Genomic DNA, 17,120 nt, shown 5'->3' with positions numbered 1-17,120 from the left:
TTGTATTTTGACAGCAAAACGGCATAAAAAAGCTCCTCGAAAGGAGCTTTACGACTTAGAACATTACCAAATATCCGAATCGACTTTTTTCTTCAATTCTGGATACTGATCCAGCTTAAACTCAGGTTCTTTAACACCCTTTTTAAGCTGAGATAGGTAATCTCTTAATAAAATCAATAAGATTGGCGTGAGCAATAAAATTGCAATCAAGTTAATGGTTGCCATTAGTCCCATAGATAAATCAGCCATTGACCAAACCAATGGAACGCTGGTGATTGCACCAAAGTACACCATGACCAACACCAATACTCGGAAAATGAACATGATTGTTGGATTGTTATTGATAAATTGTACGTTACTTTCTGCGTAAGCATAGTTACCAATAATCGAACTAAACGCAAATAAGAACAACAGCACCGCTAGGAAACCACCGCCCCAACTTCCGATCTGACTCTCTAAGGCTTTTTGAGTTAAGGTCACACCTTCAAACCCAGCCTCATGATACAAACCTGAAACCATGATAATAATAGCTGTACACGAACAAACCACGAACGTATCAACAAATACCCCCAGCATTTGTACCAAGCCTTGATTTACAGGATGTTTAACATCTGATGCTGCTGCGGCATTCGGTGCAGAACCCATACCAGCTTCATTTGAGAACAAACCACGTTTGATTCCCATCATCATTGCCATAGAAATCATTGCACCAAAGAAACCGCCTGCTGCCGCTTCAAATTCAAATGCTTTGGTGAAAATCAATTTGAAAATTTCAGGCAACATTGGGAAATTAATCATCGCAATGTATAACGCAACTAAAATATAAAGTAGCGCCATAAAAGGAACGATTTTTTCAGCAACTTTAGCGATACGCTTGATACCACCAAAGATGACCAATCCTGTCATAATGACCAGTACGATTCCAAGCCATGAAACTTCTAAATCGAGTCCACCTAATCCCATAATGAGATTTGCTTTATCCCAACCCCAAGCATGTGAAGTTGCACCAATAATTGCATTTGCTTGTACCGCATTGAAAACAAAACCATAAGCAAGAATAAGTGAAAGCGCGAACACCACACCAAGCCATTTTTGTTTTAAACCTTGGGTAATGTAGTAAGCAGGTCCACCGCGGAATTGTTTATTTTGGTGATCACGGACTTTGAATAACTGTGCTAATGACGACTCAACAAATGCCGAACTCATCCCTAAAAATGCAGTCAACCACATCCAAAATACAGCTCCAGGCCCACCAATCGCAATCGCGATCGCAACCCCTGCAACATTCCCTACCCCAACACGACTAGCCAAACCTGTCACAAAGGCTTGGAAAGGGGTAATACCGTGATCATCCTTCCCTTCTTTGCGACTCCCTTTCATCACACGAATACTGTGTAAAAAGAGGCGTAACTGTACTGCACCTGTGATCAAGGTATAAAACAAACCAACTGCAACGAGTAAAATAACCAAGAAATTCCACAGCGGATCATTCAAGTATTGTACCCACGACATGAGTGTGGCATTTAATTGTTCATTCATCACTTATTCGCTTTTGCATATGCTATGTAAATATCTACATAGACGATTAACAATGGATGAATCAAAAAAGCCCCATTTGGGGCTTTTGATCCGACTTAGGCAAAGAATTTCAAGATCAATTGAATTACAGTTGCGTTAATTAAATCGACAAAGAAAGCACCACATAATGGAACAATTAAGAATGCTTTATGTGATGGTCCGTACATATTGGTAATCGCTTGCATGTTTGCAACAGCCGTTGGTGTTGCCCCCATACCAAAACCGCAATGACCCGCAGCCAATACTGCTGCATCGTAGTTTTTACCCATGATACGGAAGGTAATAAATGCAGCATACAGTGCCATCACCAAGGTTTGTGCAGCAAGAATAATCACCAATGGACCTGCCAAGTCAGCCAATTGCCATAACTTGAGAGACAGCAAGGCCATTGCTAAATATAAAGAAAGTGATGCATTACCGAATACGTCAATTGCACGGTCAAAAATATCGACCTTCAACACACTTTCTAAAATATTACGTAGGATAACACCACCACCTAATGCCCAAACGAAAGTTGGTAATTCAAACCATGTGCCTTTGCTGTATCCCGTCATAAACTCTGCAAATGCAAGACAGGCAGCAAACATACCTAAAGTGGTAATCGCATTATCAGCAGTAATCAAACGAACTTGATGCGGGTTTTCAAAAGGTGCTAAATCTTCTGGATGTGGATCTGGATGAGTATCACGATCTTCGATCTGTGCTGGTGTTTTTGCACGCGCTAAACTATGACGGTTAATCAATAATTTCGCCAATGGTCCACCGATAATACCACCGATAATCAAACCAAAAGTCGCACTCGCCATACCCAATGCCAATGCACCTTGGATACCATATTGGGTTTCAAAAATCTCACCCCAAGCACCCGCAGTACCATGACCACCTGTTAAGGTTACAGAACCAGCGATCAAACCAATCAGAGGATCAACCCCCAATAAGGTTGCCAAGCTCATTCCTACAGCATCTTGTACAACGATATACGCAGCCACACAGCCAAGGAACAATACTAAGCCGATCCCCCCTTCCTTTAACTTCATAAAATTGGCACTCAAACCAATTGAAGCAAAGAAGATCAACATAAAGCTCGTTTGCAACTGACTACTAAAGGTAATACTGTATCCAAAGAATGAATGAACCAGCAATGACAATACTGCAGCAACCAAACCACCAGCGACTGGCTCGGGAATATTATAACGTTTTAAAAAATCAATTTTGTTGACGAGTAAACGCCCTAATAACAAAACGATAACCGCTGAAATTAAGGTATAAAAACCATTAAAAGTAAATTCCATATCTTCTTCCGTTTATTTCATTTGCTCTTAGACGTTTTTCCCATCTTATAAACAATGAAATAGTAACTCTCAAAATGAGTGAAAACTTCATCAACTTAATAAAACGATACAGTTCTTTGTAAGAATGTCGTATTGATCAAGTTGTTTCATTTTCACGGATGATTACACCTATAGGATAGGCTAGAAGTTATAGCGTGCCATTGCTCCTACACGGCTATCCTTACCTTTTTGTCCATCAAAGGTTTTACGTTCACCATAGATATACTCCAGACCAAACGTAATAGGTGTGACAGGCGAATACATGATGTTCCACCAGCCTTGTTGCAAAGTCTTATTTTGGGTTTCATCTGTTACAGCCTGTTTAGCAAAGTCATTGCTATCATCTGCAAACATTGCGCCATAAGCTAAAGTACTACGCAATTTAGGCGTAATTTGATAGCTTGTACCGACAGTCAATGCATCAAACTCATTCAGATTTAAACCCATATTGTTTGGATTCACATTAAAAGCATTGTTGGTATACAGTAAAAATTTACTGTCACCTTTGACATGCGAATAGTCAACCATCGCTTGTAATGCATCTGTGAATTTATATTTTGCACCCACTGCAACACCCCAGCCTAAATCTGAATCATTACGGCTGATTTGCATGTTATCTTTGTTAAAAGCAACTTTACTACGTGCTTCTGTCAATAAAGCACGTACAGAAGTCGTACCTTTCCCTTCTGCAAAATCATATTTCAGTTTAGAGCTTAGCGCTGGTAGTCGATTATCATCATTGCCTTTTTCTAAAGCAATGGCATAACTTATATCTGGATTTAATTTATTACTGTAACGCACCATTGGCGTACGATAAGTACCAATCCCTAATGGCGAGTTAAAATCAAGCATTTCTGGCTGTAAATCAGTTGCTAAGAATGTCGATGTGGTTTGACCAAATAGCCAATCATTCATGGTTAAGTAGGCATGACGAATACGGATCGTGTCATTATTACTTCCCCCACGAAAATCAACCTCTAACTTTCCACCCACATCAGCACCTTCAACAGGCGCTTTAAAATCAAGACCTAGTCTCGTTACAGTGGCTGTGCTATAGAAACGGTCACGATTTTTTTCTGCACCTTCCAAGTCTACTTTATTGATGCGGTTAAAAATCCCATCACCACCTTTTACTTGATAAGATGCATCACCACGTAAAAAACCATAGAGTTTAACTTGCGCACCAGAGGCAGTTTGCATTGCGAGTGGAGATTTTTTTGCTAGCTCTGTATCTACAACTTTAACATTTTGATTTTGTGTTGTAACAGATGCAGATTGTGCAATAACTTGAGGGGCAACATTTTCTTGTTTTGGTTGTGAAACATATTGTTCTAGTAAAGCCCTTAATTCACTCACTTCAGCACGAAGTTGTTGAATTTGCTCTTGCTCAGTCATGGCGTGAGCGGTGTCCATCATTAAGGTCGCAACAACAATTGCTAAACCTTGTATTACGAACGGCTTGCGGATGAGAGTTAAACTCATAAGAAGCTCCTTTATCCAGTGTATATTTCCACGTTTTCCCAAAGCATAAAATTCAAAAATTAAAATGCTTTGTATAGAAAATCTCCCCCACTCAAATCAGCAAGGAAAGTCTAATCGGTTTTTTAAAAAGGGCGTATTATGCATAAATTTAGGATATCGTGTGTACTTTTTTATGCGAATAAACACAGCACACTTAACACCCCAACAAAAATAATTTATCTTTTTCATAATGTTATAAATAAAATTCTTTTTCATGCAAATATTGAACAGCTCAAAAAACGTGCTCAAATCATTAACCACAACACAAGAGCGTCTATTTTTCACCCAACACATTAACCATGCTCAAAAAATCATCCGCAAAATAGAAATATTGCTTTATAGTCTCATCACATGAGAAAGATTCGAAAATAAAGAGGCATTTTTTATGAACATGGAACAAGTCCGTTACGTGGATGAGGCAATTCGATCTCGTCATTCTGTACGTGCATTTTTAGACCGCCCTGTTGAGCAGCAAATTATCAAAGATATCCTTGATGTTGCCTGTCGTGCCCCATCAGGCACCAATACTCAGCCTTGGAAGGTTTATGTCATCACTGGAAAAAAACGTGCGGAAATGATTGACCGTGTTTGTACTGCCCAAGTTGAATCACAACAAAACCCTGCACTTGCATCTCAGTACAAAGAAACTTTTGCCTATTACCCTGAAACATGGATTTCACCTTTCATTGACCGCCGTCGTGAAAATGGTTGGGGACTTTATGGCTTATTAGGTATTCAAAAGGGTGAAAAAGAAAAGATGGCTGCGCAGCAATTGCGTAATTTCCAATTATTTGATGCACCTGTCGGTCTATATTTCACCGTAAATAAAGCAATGGGTATTGGTTCAAAAATGGATATCTCCATGATGATTCAAAATGTCATGGTTGCAGCTAAAGCACGAGACTTGGATACTTGCCCCCAAGCTGCATGGAATCATTTTCACCCAATCGTTTTAGATGTTTTGGGTGCCCCAGAAGATGAAGAGCTTGTTTGTGCTGTTGCTCTTGGTTATGCCGATCCTGAACATATTGTGAATACATTCATCACCCCCCGTGAGCCAGTTGAAAATTTCACTGTGTTTCTTGATGATTAATTAAAGCTCAGAACAATCCCAGTTAAAGGCTATAGAAATCTATAGCCTTCTAAACTGAAGCTCGTTGTTGTTGTCCTACTTTAAAAATCATCAATAATCCAAGGCTGGTAAACATCAACATCATCACCCCCATGTTGAGTGATGCTTTCCAAAGCAGGAAATTTAAAATAACCCCACCCAACAAACCACATGCAAACTGCATACTGCCCATAATCGCACTCGCCGTACCTGCGCGAGCACCTTGTTCAGACATTGCCAATGCCATTGCATTCGGACCAGTCAAACCTATACCAGAAACAACCAAAAATAAGCCTGACATTAAAAACCACAATGGCGCATTAGCCATCAAACCAGCACTCACCACGCAAACTGCTCCAAAGCACTGGATTGAACCACCAAGCACTAAACGAGGAAACACACCCATTCGCGTATTCAAATGCTTATTCAGCGAGGACATCAACATAATACCTGCGGCATTAAAGGCAAAAGCATATGAGAACTGTTGTTGTGACAACCCATATTGCCCCATGAATACCGCAGAAGCAGAACTGATATAACAAAATAATGCTGCACCTGTCAGACATCCAGCCAACATCGGGATTCTAAAACTTTGATCCTTAAAAATAGCAGCGTAAAGTGTAGTCACTTGATAAGTGGATAACTTTAAACGGCGCTCTACAGGTAGTGATTCTTTAAAGAAAAAGTGCACACATAATCCACAAATTACCCCAATCACAGCCAAACAAACAAAAATAAACTGCCATGGAAAGAAAATTAAAATCCATGCGCCAAAAATCGGTGCCAAAATCGGTGCCAATCCCATCACAATCATCATGCTCGAAAAAGCTTGCGCTGAACCTTGCACATCTAAACGATCTCGAATCGCAGCTCTAGCAATCACGACGCCAACACAGCCCCCCAACGCCTGAAAGATACGTGCAACGATCAACGCCCATTCATTCGTAACTAATACACAGGCTAAACTGGCAATCACATAGAGAGTCAACCCAAAATATAAGGGTGTTTTTCGACCTATACGATCACTAACAGGTCCATAAAAAAGCTGCCCGATGGCAAGCCCTAAAAAGTAAGCTGGTAGAGTATTGGCCACCATTTGGGTACTTACCCCAAACTCATCCGCCATTTGAGGTAAGGCTGGCAGATACATATCAATAGATAAAGGTCCCAAAGCCGTTAATAAAGCAAGTAACATAATCCATGTTGTTGAATATTGACGTTGATTGGTTTGCTCTATCTGCATAATGCTCTACTATTCAAGTTTATTCATGTGCAAGCTTAACACTCTCACATGAATTTGTGCATAATAATACTGTCTGTTAATCGTCGATAAACATTCATAGCACGCAGAATAATTTGATTGCAAAATACAAGAAGGATCAACCTTGAATTCTGGGTTAAAACGCTTAAGACAAGCGACCTACAACACCACGTTTATGTATAACGTACGGATGTTAATTGCTTTTACAGGAACCGCTTTCGTTCCTTATTTGCTCGACTACCAACTCGCGACCATACCACTTACGCTGGGTGTCGTAGCCGCAGCAATTAGTGATATTGACGATCGCTTTTCAGTTCGTCTACTGAACCTGATTTATACTTATATCGGTTTCTTTATTACCGCGGCGTCAGTTCAACTACTCTTCCCTTATCCAATTGCTTTCGCAATTGGTTTAATCGCCTCATGCATCGGTTGGATTCTATTAGGTTCACTTGGGCGCCGCTATGCCACGATTGCCTATGGTTGTCTGGTAATCTCTGTCTATACCATGTTGGGTGTAGATCTATTTGAAGAGTGGTATCTGCAACCTGCACTTTTGGTCGTCGGTGCTGCTTGGTATGGTTTGCTTTCCACCATTAGCTTTTTATTATTTCCGGTTCGCCAATTACAAGATCAACTTGCTGCGTCCTATAATGCTTTAGGCGGTTTCCTTTATGCTAAGTCAAACTTATTTGATGTAGATATGACGCCATCCAGTTATCAACAAAGTATGATTGATTTGTCCATGGAGAACAGTAAACTCATTGGACTTTTCAACAACTTACGCGTTGCACTATTAACCAGACTCAAAGGCGACCGAGGACAAAAAGATACACGTAGAAGTCTCCAATACTATTTTGTTGCACAAGACATTCATGAACGTGCAGATTCAGCACATATTGACTATCAAAAGCTGACCAAAGTCTTCCAACACAGTGATATTTTATTCCGCTTTCAACGAATTCTATCTATTCAAGGTAAGGCTTGTCAGGATTTAGCTCAATCCATATTAAGTCGTACTCGCTACACGCATAACAAACGCTTTAAACATAGCTTTGAAAATTTAAGATTGTCCTTGGAAAAGCTTCGTAAAGATGGATTATATGATCAAGTTCGGATCAATGCCTTGTTTGCACTCTACCAAAACCTTAAATCGATCGATGCACAATTACAAAACTTAGAAACCGAACGAAATCTCGTTTTAGATAATGCACAACAGCCTGAGCATCAACTCAAAGATGATGATCTCAAAGGCATGAAAGATATTGTTGTTCGTATTAAACAAAACCTTACCCCTGAATCTGTTTTATTCCGACATGCCATTCGATTATCGATTGTACTTTTTATAGGTTATGTCTTTATCCAAATGACCAATATTGCTTATGGATATTGGATTTTATTGACAGCACTGTTTGTTTGCCAACCTAACTTTAATGCGACTAAACGTCGATTGTATTTACGAATTATTGGTACTTTGGTTGGGATCATCGTCGGTCTTGCCATTATCTATTTTATTCCTTCACTCGAAGGTCAACTGGTCATGCTGGTGTTGAGCGGCATTTTGTTCTTTGAATTACGAAGTAAACAATATGCTCAAGCCACTGCATTTATTACCATCCTTGCTTTAATTAATTTCAACTTGGATGGTTCAGCATTTGCCGCAGGATTTCCTCGTTTTATTGACACAATTATCGGCTGTGCATTGGCATGGTTTGGTGTCAGCTTTATTTGGCCAGATTGGAAATTCCGTAGACTTCCACGTTCAATTCGACGTGCTTTACAAGCTCAATGCCAATATTTAGCTGAAGTCGTCACCCAATACCACCAAGGTCGCAACAATGCCCTCAATTATCGAGTGGTTCGACGCGCAGCACATAATACCGATGCTGAAGTTGCTTCTTTAATTTCTACGTTGGCTACGGAGCCTAATATTGACAGCACTCAAAAAGCCCAAGCTTTTGAATTCTTATGTCTAAGCCATACTTTTTTAAGTTATATCGCAGCACTCGGTGCACATCGTGAACAAATACAGGACCAAGAAGTTCTTGACCTATTAGATCAAGCTTTGGATGATATTCAAGGCGCATTACTTAGAGATGAAGTCCCGGACCTTTCAGCACAAAACATGCTACAAACCATCAGACAGCGCTTAACCCAAAAAGAAAGTAACGAAAATGACCAAAAGTCATTGATTATTCTACAGCAGCTGTCACTTATGCTTAGCATTTTGACACGCTTAAGTATGCTCAAACAAAGTCTAGGGCATGAGCCAAGTGAAGATGGTACAGAGTTTGCGTCACTTTAACCTTGAACTATCCTTTGGATTTCACAGTACTTGATACATTGGTAGAATATCTTTGATTATGAGGGTTTATAACGTGTCAACACCCTCTATTAATGCTAAACTTAACTCAGTTCTAAACTCATTTTTTAAACTATGACCGCCAAAACCCCTTACGCTTATACGCTACAACCTGTTCCTTATGAAGTTTCTGAAGTTGAACAACGTCAAGCTCAACTGATGATTTGGCGCAGTAGCAACAAATTTAGCCGCAAAGCTTGGATCATTATGATCTCACTTGTTGTGCTTTCCCTCGTTGCAGCAGGACTTATCAAATATTACTCAACTTACTCGACAGTGATTTGCTGGGTAGTCATCATTGGAGTTGTCTTTTTCTACCTCACCAAGAAATTCGGTTTGGAATGGTACGTAAAACGTAAAATGAAAGAATTCCCAGTACAAGAAATTAAAGGGATTCGTTTAGGTGTACAACCGCATGGTCTTGTAATGCGCCAAAAAGTAGGACTACAAGAAGGTACTGCAACCATTGGTTGGAAAGATATTTATGAATGGTATGCATCACCAGACTTTATTTTAGTTAACTTTAAAGTAAAAACGCCAAAAGGTGATGAGCAACAAGGTGCTTATATTTTACCAAAGCGCATGGACTCAAAGAATTTCTCTTTTAAAACCATCCATAGACATTTAAATGAAACTGTGGGTGCACCAAAGTCTATCTAAGCCCCCTCTCTCTTATTTAAAAGCCTCTCATTATTGATAAATTGAGAGGCTTTTTTTATAGTCATAAAAAATAAATGATAATCAAAATCAATATTACCTACAAAATCCACATTATGTACTTATTCTTGAGTTATAATTTTTTACATGAATTTCATTATCTTTTCATTTTTCAACCATGTTTAAAAAAACTCTCTTCCAAATTCATTGGTTTTTAGGCATTACAGCGGGCTTAATTCTTTCATTAATGGGGATAACAGGTGCAATATACTCCTACGACCAACAAATCCTAAAATGGATCAACAAAGAAAGCTACGTCGTTGAAGTAGCAAATACCCCCAAATTAACCCCAGCTCAGCTTTATCAGCATTTTAATCAACAGCAACCCGAAATTGAAATAAATAGCATTACCATCGCTGCCGACCCAACGGCATCTTCTACTATCAATATCAAAAAAGAAGGTGCTCGTCGTGGCTATAACATGATGGTCAATCCATATACTGCTGCGGTATTACCAGAAGTAAAAGGTCGTGAGTTTTTTCAATTCATCCAACGATTACATCGCAATCTCACCGCAGGTGAATATGGAGCACAAATCACTGGTGCATCAACATTGATGCTAATTTTCTTTGTACTCAGTGGACTTTATTTACGCTTTCCTAAAAAACATAGTTTGAAACAATGGCTTTTCATTAAACCTAAGCTAAAAGGTCGTAACTTTATTTGGGACTTGCATGCAGTCGTTGGTACTTGGGTGGTTGTCTTCTATCTCCTCTTTGCCTGTACAGGTCTCTATTGGTCATATGATTGGTGGCGTGCAGGTATGTTCAAAGTCATGGGTGTAGAGCAACCACAACGTCATCAACAAAATCATGACCAAAACAAAAAAGAACAACCCGACTTATCAAATCAACAAATAAATATGATTTTGACCCAAGCTTGGACTGGAGTGAATGCCAATATTGGTCGTGAATATTCGAGTTTGACCCTCAATATTCCTAAGCTCGCTGATCAAAAAATTGAGTTAACCTTTGTTGATCCTACCCCACAACACGAGCGTGCACGCAATCAGGCGGTTTATCATTATCAGAATCATCAATTTGAAAAACTAGAACTCTATGAAGATAAAAAGCTCAATGAGAAAATCATGAGCAGTATGCTTCCAGTGCATCGGGGTAGCTTCTTTGGTTCAACCTATCAGTTTATTGCGATGCTGACCTCACTGGCTATGCCGTTATTTTTTGTGACAGGTTGGATACTTTATCTCAAAAGACGAAAACAGAAAAAACTCACGCAGGCAGCACGCCAATCACTACTCCCTCAACAAATGGCCCCCAATGCAACGCCATGGTTAATTAGCTATGCATCGCAAACGGGTGTGGCTGAACAACTAGCATGGCGGACTGCGACCAGCTTACAAGAAGCTCAACAACCTACAATAGTTAAACCTATCCAACAACTTACTGAACATGATCTACAACAGGCACAACAGGTTTTATTTGTCGTGAGCACGTATGGTACAGGTGAAGCCCCTGATCTTGCGACCAGTTTTAGTAAAAAGCTCATGCAGCAATCACTTGATCTTGCTCATCTAAAATATGCTGTATTAGCACTTGGTTCAAAGGAATATCCTGATAGTTACTGTCGTTTTGGTTATGCTGTTGATGCTTGGTTAAAGCAGTGTAATGCTCAGACCTTGTTTGATCTTATCGAAGTTGACAATGCCAATAATGATGATATTCAACAGTGGAACCAAGCTTTATCAACTGTGACTAAACGTGAATTACATGCAATAAACATTGAAAAAGTCTTTGATCAATGGACTTTAACTGAACGCACGTTATTAAATCCGAACAGTTTGGGAGATGCAGCTTACAATATTGAACTTAGAGCACCTTACGACATAACCTGGCATGCAGGTGATATCGCAGAAATCCAGCCAGCAAACAGTTTAGCTGAGATTCACAACTTCTTGTTTAAACATCAAATTCCAGCGCAAACAAAAATTAAATCACTCAATCTTACGATTGAACAAGCACTATGGAATAAGAATTTACGTATTGAGATTGATCAAATCGACGATCTCGAAACTTTAGTTGCACAGTTGCCAACATTACCTACCCGTGAATATTCAATCGCCAGTATTCCTTCCCAGCAATTACTACGACTTGTGGTACGTCAAAAGTACGATGCAAATGGTGAACTCGGATTAGGTTCGGGCTGGCTTACAGAGTTTGCTCAACCAAAACAAACCATTGCATTACGTATCCGCACTAATGAATCATTCCATCTCATTGACGATAACCGTCCAATTATTTGTATTGGCAACGGTACAGGCATTGCAGGTCTGATGAGTTTATTACAGCAACGGAACCGACAAAACTACACGGCTAACTGGTTGATTTTTGGAGAGCGTCAGCATCAATGTGATTTCTTCTATGAAGAAACCATTCAAGCATGGCTAAATATGGGAAGTTTACAACGTCTTGATCTAGCTTTTTCTAGAGATCAGGAGCAACGTCGATATGTTCAAGACGTATTACGCGAACATGCTGATGAGTTGAAAAACTGGATTGAGCAAGGGGCTGTCATTTATGTCTGTGGTAGCATTGAAGGAATGGCCACTGGTGTAGATCAAGCGCTAAACGATATTTTAGGTGAAGACGCTGTTGATGAATTAAGACAAACCCAACGTTATCGACGGGATGTATATTAGTCCATATTTAAAAAGCAAAAAACGAGTGGTTCACCACTCGTTTTTTATTTGATGAATGAAAAGATTTGCCTTTCGACTTTTTTTCCATACACTTAGCAAGTTTAAATCGACATCGATTCAGAGTATGCAAATAAGTTCTTGGCTTCGCATTTTTTTTGCGGTTATCGGTTTTATATTATTAATCGATGGCGCAGTGCTCATCGCGCTTAAGAAAATTCATATCGGAACAGTATTACCTTTATTACTTGGGCTTTTTTTCTGCCTATATTCAATTTTCTACTATCATCTAGAACGTTTCTTTTTTTACCATTTTCGCCTACATTCAGTTTGGAGATTTGGCTGGCTGTGCTTTTGGGTATGGTTGATTAGCTTAGGCTATTTCTTTAACTATCTAAATAAAAATAATAGCCAAGTAGAAGTCCCCTCTTCGGTCGCTGCCATTCTTGTATTAGGCAGTGGTATCGAAAATGGTCAACCATCGGCTACACTTGCGAAACGCTTAGATCATGCTGCCCCAATTGCCCTCACCCAGCCAAACGCTAAATTATTGCTCACAGGCGGTGTTGATTTTGGTGAAACAGAAAGTGAAGCGGTTGTGATGTCACGTTATCTACAACAACAGCATCATGTTCCAGCAACACAAATAATATTGGAAGATAAAAGTACCAGTACGGAATTAAATCTCAAAAATAGCCAACCGCTATTAAGAGCTCACAATATTTCACTTCAACAACCCATCGCAATTGTCACCAGTGATTTTCATACGCTACGTGCTGCCGCAATTGCAAAAAAACAAGGTTATAGCAACATTGTAATGATTGGTGCAACAACACCGTTACAAACACGATATAACGCATGGTTAAGGGAATATTTTGCCTATCTAAGCGGTTGGTTACTTGATGAATATTGATTGGGTTTAGACCCAATCAATATTTCTAAATGTGATTACAACATCTTAAAACTTTATTGATGTATGCGAATATCACGAGGTAATGGTAACTTTAATTCAGCAAAAATATCAGGACGCTGTAAGTAGATTTGATATAGAAAATTCTTAATATCTAACAACATGGTATCTGGTGTTACCAACAAGTTATTCCCTTCAGGAGTTAAATCCAAAGATAAAATTGTATTATTTTCTCTCAAAAAAGGGATCATTTTGCCAACGAAATCGATTAAAGGCACTTCTTGCACGCTATATTGCGCCCAATTATCTTTAATTAATAACTTAGCTAAACTTTTATTTTGCCAAACTGATAGTGCATGTTGCCCAGACGGGGTCGAACACAATGCCCAACCATCATGATAGAGTGCAATAACCTGACGTTGCAAAATAATATTTTCAATAAACTGGCGGTAAGCGTCTTTAGATGATGGATTCGATGTCGTTGTTTGAGATTTTGACGCGGCCTTACGTTGATAAGGGTTTCTCATAAATTACTTCAATATTAGAATCATTATTAAGGCTAATAATAAAATAATTTGATATTGATTACAATGATTTGAAACTTAAACTAGGAGGATATGGTGGGCGCTGACGGGATCGAACCGCCGACATTCTGCTTGTAAGGCAGACGCTCTACCAACTGAGCTAAGCGCCCTGAGCGAGGATCAACAAACCTAAAGCATCGCTTTCAGGATTTGTCTGAGCGAAAGAGAAAAATCTTCGATTTTTCTAATGGCATCTCGTATCAGAGATCAAGTATAAAAATACTTGTTTAAACTAACATTCTCTTAAACCGATATCAAGAGAATGGCGCAGCGGACGGGGCTCGAACCCGCGACCCTCGGCGTGACAGGCCGATATTCTAACCAACTGAACTACCGCTGCACTAAATTACTTCCACAAAGAAGCAAATATCACAAATTATGGTGGGCGCTGACGGGATCGAACCGCCGACATTCTGCTTGTAAGGCAGACGCTCTACCAACTGAGCTAAGCGCCCTAAGGAACAAAAATTGATTGACAACCAACTTTTATGACGCAAGACAAAAAAAATACGTAGTCTTGTATTCCAAGGTATTTCCAATCTTGCAAACTTAAAGTGGCGCAGCGGACGGGGCTCGAACCCGCGACCCTCGGCGTGACAGGCCGATATTCTAACCAACTGAACTACCGCTGCACGATAATTTTGCAATTATGGCAAACAATTATTAAAACTTAAGTGGCGCAGCGGACGGGACTCGAACCCGCGACCCTCGGCGTGACAGGCCGATATTCTAACCAACTGAACTACCGCTGCACTTGAGTTTTAACGTAAAGGCTTGGTGGGCGCTGACGGGATCGAACCGCCGACATTCTGCTTGTAAGGCAGACGCTCTACCAACTGAGCTAAGCGCCCTTAACGTCTTCATCGTTTGTGAGGTGCATTATAGAGAATCTTTACAGACTGTCAAACGCTTTTCATATACTTTTCCGAAAAAACCATCTGAGTGATTAAAAAATAAGTAATTCTTTGATAAATCCAATGTTTTCGTATTTTATTTAAACACTTCTTTCTGAATCTAAGATCGATTCATCTAGACTATGTTCAGAGATATATACCAATGCCTGTTCTGGAATCAGTTCAAAAAGCTCTATCACCTCATCATTCTTCATACGGATACAACCATGCGACATCGGAATTCCCATCGGTTCAGTCTCAGGTGTACCATGAATGTAGATATAACGGTTGAACGTATCACAGCCTTCCCCTTGATTAAATCCAACCTCTAATCCCGCTAGCCACAAAATCCGAGAAAGAATCCAATCTCTTTCTGGAAACTGTTGCGCAAGATCTTGATCATATATCTCACCTGTAGCTTGACGAGCAATAAACACCGAGTTTTTAGGTGCATTAGTACCAATCTTTTGGGCAACACAATGCCATCCTCTTGGTGTTTTCCCTGTATTTTCTTGTTCACCAATGCCATTCTTACCCGAAGAAATAACATAGAATTTATTAAGTTTAGGTAAGTACAAGGTCTGTTTTGCTAAATCAATTAAGATATCGGCCTGTTCAAGGGAGTAAGGCATTTTCAATCTCTATTCTTCATCTAATTGCTTTATTTCAACATAAATAAAATCAGATTTCTGTAGTTTTGATATAAGACAAGGATTATTGATTTTTTCAGATGCTCATCTTATTACAAAGCTTAAAACGCATCTCAGGACAAAGCGTTGCTTTTCTTAACTCGCCACTTGCGGCATAGCCGCTCGTCTTGCACTCGGACAAAGCGTTGCTTTATTTATCCTCGCTCAGGCTCTGGGCGAAACCACAACCAAACAGCAACAATGAACATGGTTGTATTGGTAAACACCTTTACCCAAAAAGGAGCATTGGTAAATAACATTAAAACGCCACTGATCAACATCATAATACTGGCAAGCCACTTTGCTCTGCGTGGTACGGTTCCATTCTCTCGCCAATTCCGTAGCGTTGGCCCATATTTCGGATGATTAAGTAACCACGTATCCATTTGTGGCCAGCCTTTTGATGCCGCCCATGCAGCAATTATTAGAAAAACAGTTGTTGGCATACCTGGTAAAATTGCCCCAATGATTCCTAAAGTCACAAACAGGATAACTAAACTACGCCAGAATAGTATCTTCATTAAGCAATTCACCAACATGTCAAAACAACCGTGCTAGTATAAAGTGTTTTTATTGTTGTTTCTTAAACTTAACCTATTATTTCCATGATCGAGTTACTTCATGCCTAGTGTTGATGATCAGCCTTGTTTGTTTGAACCATGGTTAAATTTTAAGAATCCAATTGTACGGCAACTGGCTTTCGCTATCGCAAGTCCAAATATTTTATCTGTCATCCCCGATGAGTTAATCATAAAAAATTATTTTTGCTTGCATGATAATGCGACTTGGCAAATGTTGTATCAAAACTACGAAAAACGTTTATTCCAATTAGATCAACAACCTCAACCTTTATATGACTTTTTAGCTCGGCTTAAAAGTACTCGTCTAGGTTTACGCTTTGAGAACTTGCTCTGGTTTTGGCTATTAGATGATGCATATCACCCATATAAATTAATTGGACACAGCATCCAGAAAATTTCTGGTGCTCGCACCCTAGGCGAAATCGACTTTCTTATACTCAATCAACAAACACAAGAAATTGAACATTGGGAAGTCGCTTTAAAATATTATCTTGGTGAAGGACATTTAAATTTGGCACACTGGTTTGGGCTAAATCGAGAAGACACGCTACATCGAAAGCTAGCACATTTTACTGATCGCCAATTTCAATTTTCAGAAGCCAATAATTATAACATTCAACGTAAGTTTGCCGTCATGAAAGGACAGCTTTATCTCCCCTTTCAAAAACACAATCTATGCTTACCAATATGGATCAATTCATCTCGAAGATTAGGGCAATGGGGAACAATTATTCCTAAGCAACCATATTACCGCCTTCAACGCCATGAATGGCTTTGTCCTGATCAAATTGCCACCTCATCTCATCCAACATGGTGGACAGATGGCTTATATCACTCGACTGAATCAGAACCATCATTTTATATGTTCCGCCAACCAGCCCTATTATTTAATCGCAATTAACTTACCTAAATAACATTTCATAACACAT

General features: G+C 39.5%; 13 protein-coding genes and 6 tRNA genes. 6 read left to right on the top strand and 13 right to left on the bottom strand.

Going from position 1 to position 17,120, the window contains the following annotated elements:
- Nucleotides 1-63 precede the first annotated feature (63 nt).
- The 3 genes from F2A31_RS03475 to F2A31_RS03465 form a co-directional block, all read right to left on the bottom strand.
- Nucleotides 64-1,539, bottom strand: coding sequence for an alanine/glycine:cation symporter family protein (locus F2A31_RS03475; RefSeq protein ID WP_113996757.1), 1,476 nt, complete (start codon nt 1,537-1,539; stop codon nt 64-66).
- A 95-nt stretch (nt 1,540-1,634) separates the two neighbouring features.
- Nucleotides 1,635-2,870, bottom strand: coding sequence for a sodium/glutamate symporter (gene gltS, locus F2A31_RS03470; RefSeq protein WP_150025191.1), 1,236 nt, complete (start codon nt 2,868-2,870; stop codon nt 1,635-1,637).
- Nucleotides 2,871-3,050: 180 nt separating this feature from the next.
- Nucleotides 3,051-4,391 carry a DcaP family trimeric outer membrane transporter gene (locus tag F2A31_RS03465; protein WP_150025190.1) on the bottom strand — a complete coding sequence of 447 codons (1,341 nt, stop codon included), beginning with the start codon at nt 4,389-4,391 and terminating at the stop codon, nt 3,051-3,053.
- A gap of 424 nt (nt 4,392-4,815) precedes the next feature.
- Here F2A31_RS03465 and F2A31_RS03460 point away from each other — a divergent pair, with 424 nt between their 5' ends.
- Nucleotides 4,816-5,523: a nitroreductase gene (locus F2A31_RS03460; RefSeq protein WP_150025188.1), complete on the top strand. Its 708-nt coding sequence runs from the start codon at nt 4,816-4,818 to the stop codon at nt 5,521-5,523.
- A 49-nt stretch (nt 5,524-5,572) separates the two neighbouring features.
- Here the strand turns inward: F2A31_RS03460 and F2A31_RS03455 are convergent, their stop codons facing one another.
- Complete coding sequence (locus F2A31_RS03455; RefSeq protein ID WP_150025187.1) at nt 5,573-6,784, bottom strand: multidrug effflux MFS transporter; 1,212 nt, start codon at nt 6,782-6,784, stop codon at nt 5,573-5,575.
- A 142-nt stretch (nt 6,785-6,926) separates the two neighbouring features.
- Here F2A31_RS03455 and yccS point away from each other — a divergent pair, with 142 nt between their 5' ends.
- From yccS to F2A31_RS03435, 4 genes are all read left to right on the top strand, one after another.
- Nucleotides 6,927-9,107 (top strand): YccS family putative transporter, encoded by a 2,181-nt coding sequence (gene yccS / locus F2A31_RS03450; protein ID WP_150025185.1) that lies wholly within the window; start codon nt 6,927-6,929, stop codon nt 9,105-9,107.
- A 132-nt stretch (nt 9,108-9,239) separates the two neighbouring features.
- Nucleotides 9,240-9,824, top strand: a complete 585-nt coding sequence (locus F2A31_RS03445; RefSeq protein ID WP_150025184.1) for a YcxB family protein — start codon at nt 9,240-9,242, stop codon at nt 9,822-9,824.
- A 175-nt stretch (nt 9,825-9,999) separates the two neighbouring features.
- Nucleotides 10,000-12,537, top strand: coding sequence for a PepSY domain-containing protein (locus F2A31_RS03440; RefSeq protein ID WP_150025182.1), 2,538 nt, complete (start codon nt 10,000-10,002; stop codon nt 12,535-12,537).
- 124 nt (nt 12,538-12,661) lie between these two features.
- The gene (locus F2A31_RS03435) at nt 12,662-13,447 is read left to right on the top strand and encodes a YdcF family protein (protein WP_150025181.1); all 786 of its coding nucleotides are present in this window, start codon (nt 12,662-12,664) and stop codon (nt 13,445-13,447) included.
- A 53-nt stretch (nt 13,448-13,500) separates the two neighbouring features.
- Here the strand turns inward: F2A31_RS03435 and F2A31_RS03430 are convergent, their stop codons facing one another.
- From F2A31_RS03430 to F2A31_RS03390, 9 genes are all read right to left on the bottom strand, one after another.
- On the bottom strand, nt 13,501-13,971 hold the full coding sequence (locus tag F2A31_RS03430; protein ID WP_150025179.1) for a DUF2750 domain-containing protein: 471 nt from the start codon (nt 13,969-13,971) through the stop codon (nt 13,501-13,503).
- A gap of 91 nt (nt 13,972-14,062) precedes the next feature.
- Nucleotides 14,063-14,138 (bottom strand) — tRNA-Val (locus tag F2A31_RS03425).
- Nucleotides 14,139-14,291: 153 nt separating this feature from the next.
- Nucleotides 14,292-14,368 (bottom strand) — tRNA-Asp (locus F2A31_RS03420).
- A 39-nt stretch (nt 14,369-14,407) separates the two neighbouring features.
- A tRNA-Val gene (locus F2A31_RS03415) sits at nt 14,408-14,483 on the bottom strand.
- Nucleotides 14,484-14,583: 100 nt separating this feature from the next.
- Nucleotides 14,584-14,660 (bottom strand) — tRNA-Asp (locus tag F2A31_RS03410).
- A 43-nt stretch (nt 14,661-14,703) separates the two neighbouring features.
- A tRNA-Asp gene (locus tag F2A31_RS03405) sits at nt 14,704-14,780 on the bottom strand.
- Between the two features lie 23 nt (nt 14,781-14,803).
- Nucleotides 14,804-14,879: transfer RNA gene (locus F2A31_RS03400), tRNA-Val, on the bottom strand.
- A 143-nt stretch (nt 14,880-15,022) separates the two neighbouring features.
- The gene (gene elsL / locus F2A31_RS03395; protein WP_150025177.1) at nt 15,023-15,553 is read right to left on the bottom strand and encodes a cell wall-recycling L,D-carboxypeptidase ElsL; all 531 of its coding nucleotides are present in this window, start codon (nt 15,551-15,553) and stop codon (nt 15,023-15,025) included.
- A 212-nt stretch (nt 15,554-15,765) separates the two neighbouring features.
- Nucleotides 15,766-16,131: a YbaN family protein gene (locus F2A31_RS03390; RefSeq protein ID WP_150025176.1), complete on the bottom strand. Its 366-nt coding sequence runs from the start codon at nt 16,129-16,131 to the stop codon at nt 15,766-15,768.
- A 100-nt stretch (nt 16,132-16,231) separates the two neighbouring features.
- On the opposite strand from F2A31_RS03390, the gene F2A31_RS03385 reads away from it, so the two are divergent.
- Nucleotides 16,232-17,092 carry a DUF1853 family protein gene (locus tag F2A31_RS03385; RefSeq protein WP_150025175.1) on the top strand — a complete coding sequence of 287 codons (861 nt, stop codon included), beginning with the start codon at nt 16,232-16,234 and terminating at the stop codon, nt 17,090-17,092.
- Nucleotides 17,093-17,120: the final 28 nt, after the last annotated feature.

The organism is Acinetobacter suaedae (genome assembly GCF_008630915.1).
Lineage (GTDB): Bacteria > Pseudomonadota > Gammaproteobacteria > Pseudomonadales > Moraxellaceae > Acinetobacter > Acinetobacter suaedae.
This window is presented reverse-complemented; position numbering and strand designations above follow the sequence as displayed.

Excerpts from the sequence above, each read along its gene's own strand:
- F2A31_RS03475 (WP_113996757.1), bottom strand. The coding sequence starts at position 1,539 with ATGAATGAACAATTAAATGCCACACTCATGTCGTGGGTACAATACTTG.
- gltS (WP_150025191.1), bottom strand. The coding sequence starts at position 2,870 with ATGGAATTTACTTTTAATGGTTTTTATACCTTAATTTCAGCGGTTATC.
- F2A31_RS03465 (WP_150025190.1), bottom strand. The coding sequence starts at position 4,391 with ATGAGTTTAACTCTCATCCGCAAGCCGTTCGTAATACAAGGTTTAGCA.
- F2A31_RS03460 (WP_150025188.1), top strand. The coding sequence starts at position 4,816 with ATGAACATGGAACAAGTCCGTTACGTGGATGAGGCAATTCGATCTCGT.
- F2A31_RS03455 (WP_150025187.1), bottom strand. The coding sequence starts at position 6,784 with ATGCAGATAGAGCAAACCAATCAACGTCAATATTCAACAACATGGATT.
- F2A31_RS03445 (WP_150025184.1), top strand. The coding sequence starts at position 9,240 with ATGACCGCCAAAACCCCTTACGCTTATACGCTACAACCTGTTCCTTAT.
- F2A31_RS03440 (WP_150025182.1), top strand. The coding sequence starts at position 10,000 with ATGTTTAAAAAAACTCTCTTCCAAATTCATTGGTTTTTAGGCATTACA.
- F2A31_RS03435 (WP_150025181.1), top strand. The coding sequence starts at position 12,662 with ATGCAAATAAGTTCTTGGCTTCGCATTTTTTTTGCGGTTATCGGTTTT.
- F2A31_RS03430 (WP_150025179.1), bottom strand. The coding sequence starts at position 13,971 with ATGAGAAACCCTTATCAACGTAAGGCCGCGTCAAAATCTCAAACAACG.
- elsL (WP_150025177.1), bottom strand. The coding sequence starts at position 15,553 with ATGCCTTACTCCCTTGAACAGGCCGATATCTTAATTGATTTAGCAAAA.
- F2A31_RS03390 (WP_150025176.1), bottom strand. The coding sequence starts at position 16,131 with ATGAAGATACTATTCTGGCGTAGTTTAGTTATCCTGTTTGTGACTTTA.
- F2A31_RS03385 (WP_150025175.1), top strand. The coding sequence starts at position 16,232 with ATGCCTAGTGTTGATGATCAGCCTTGTTTGTTTGAACCATGGTTAAAT.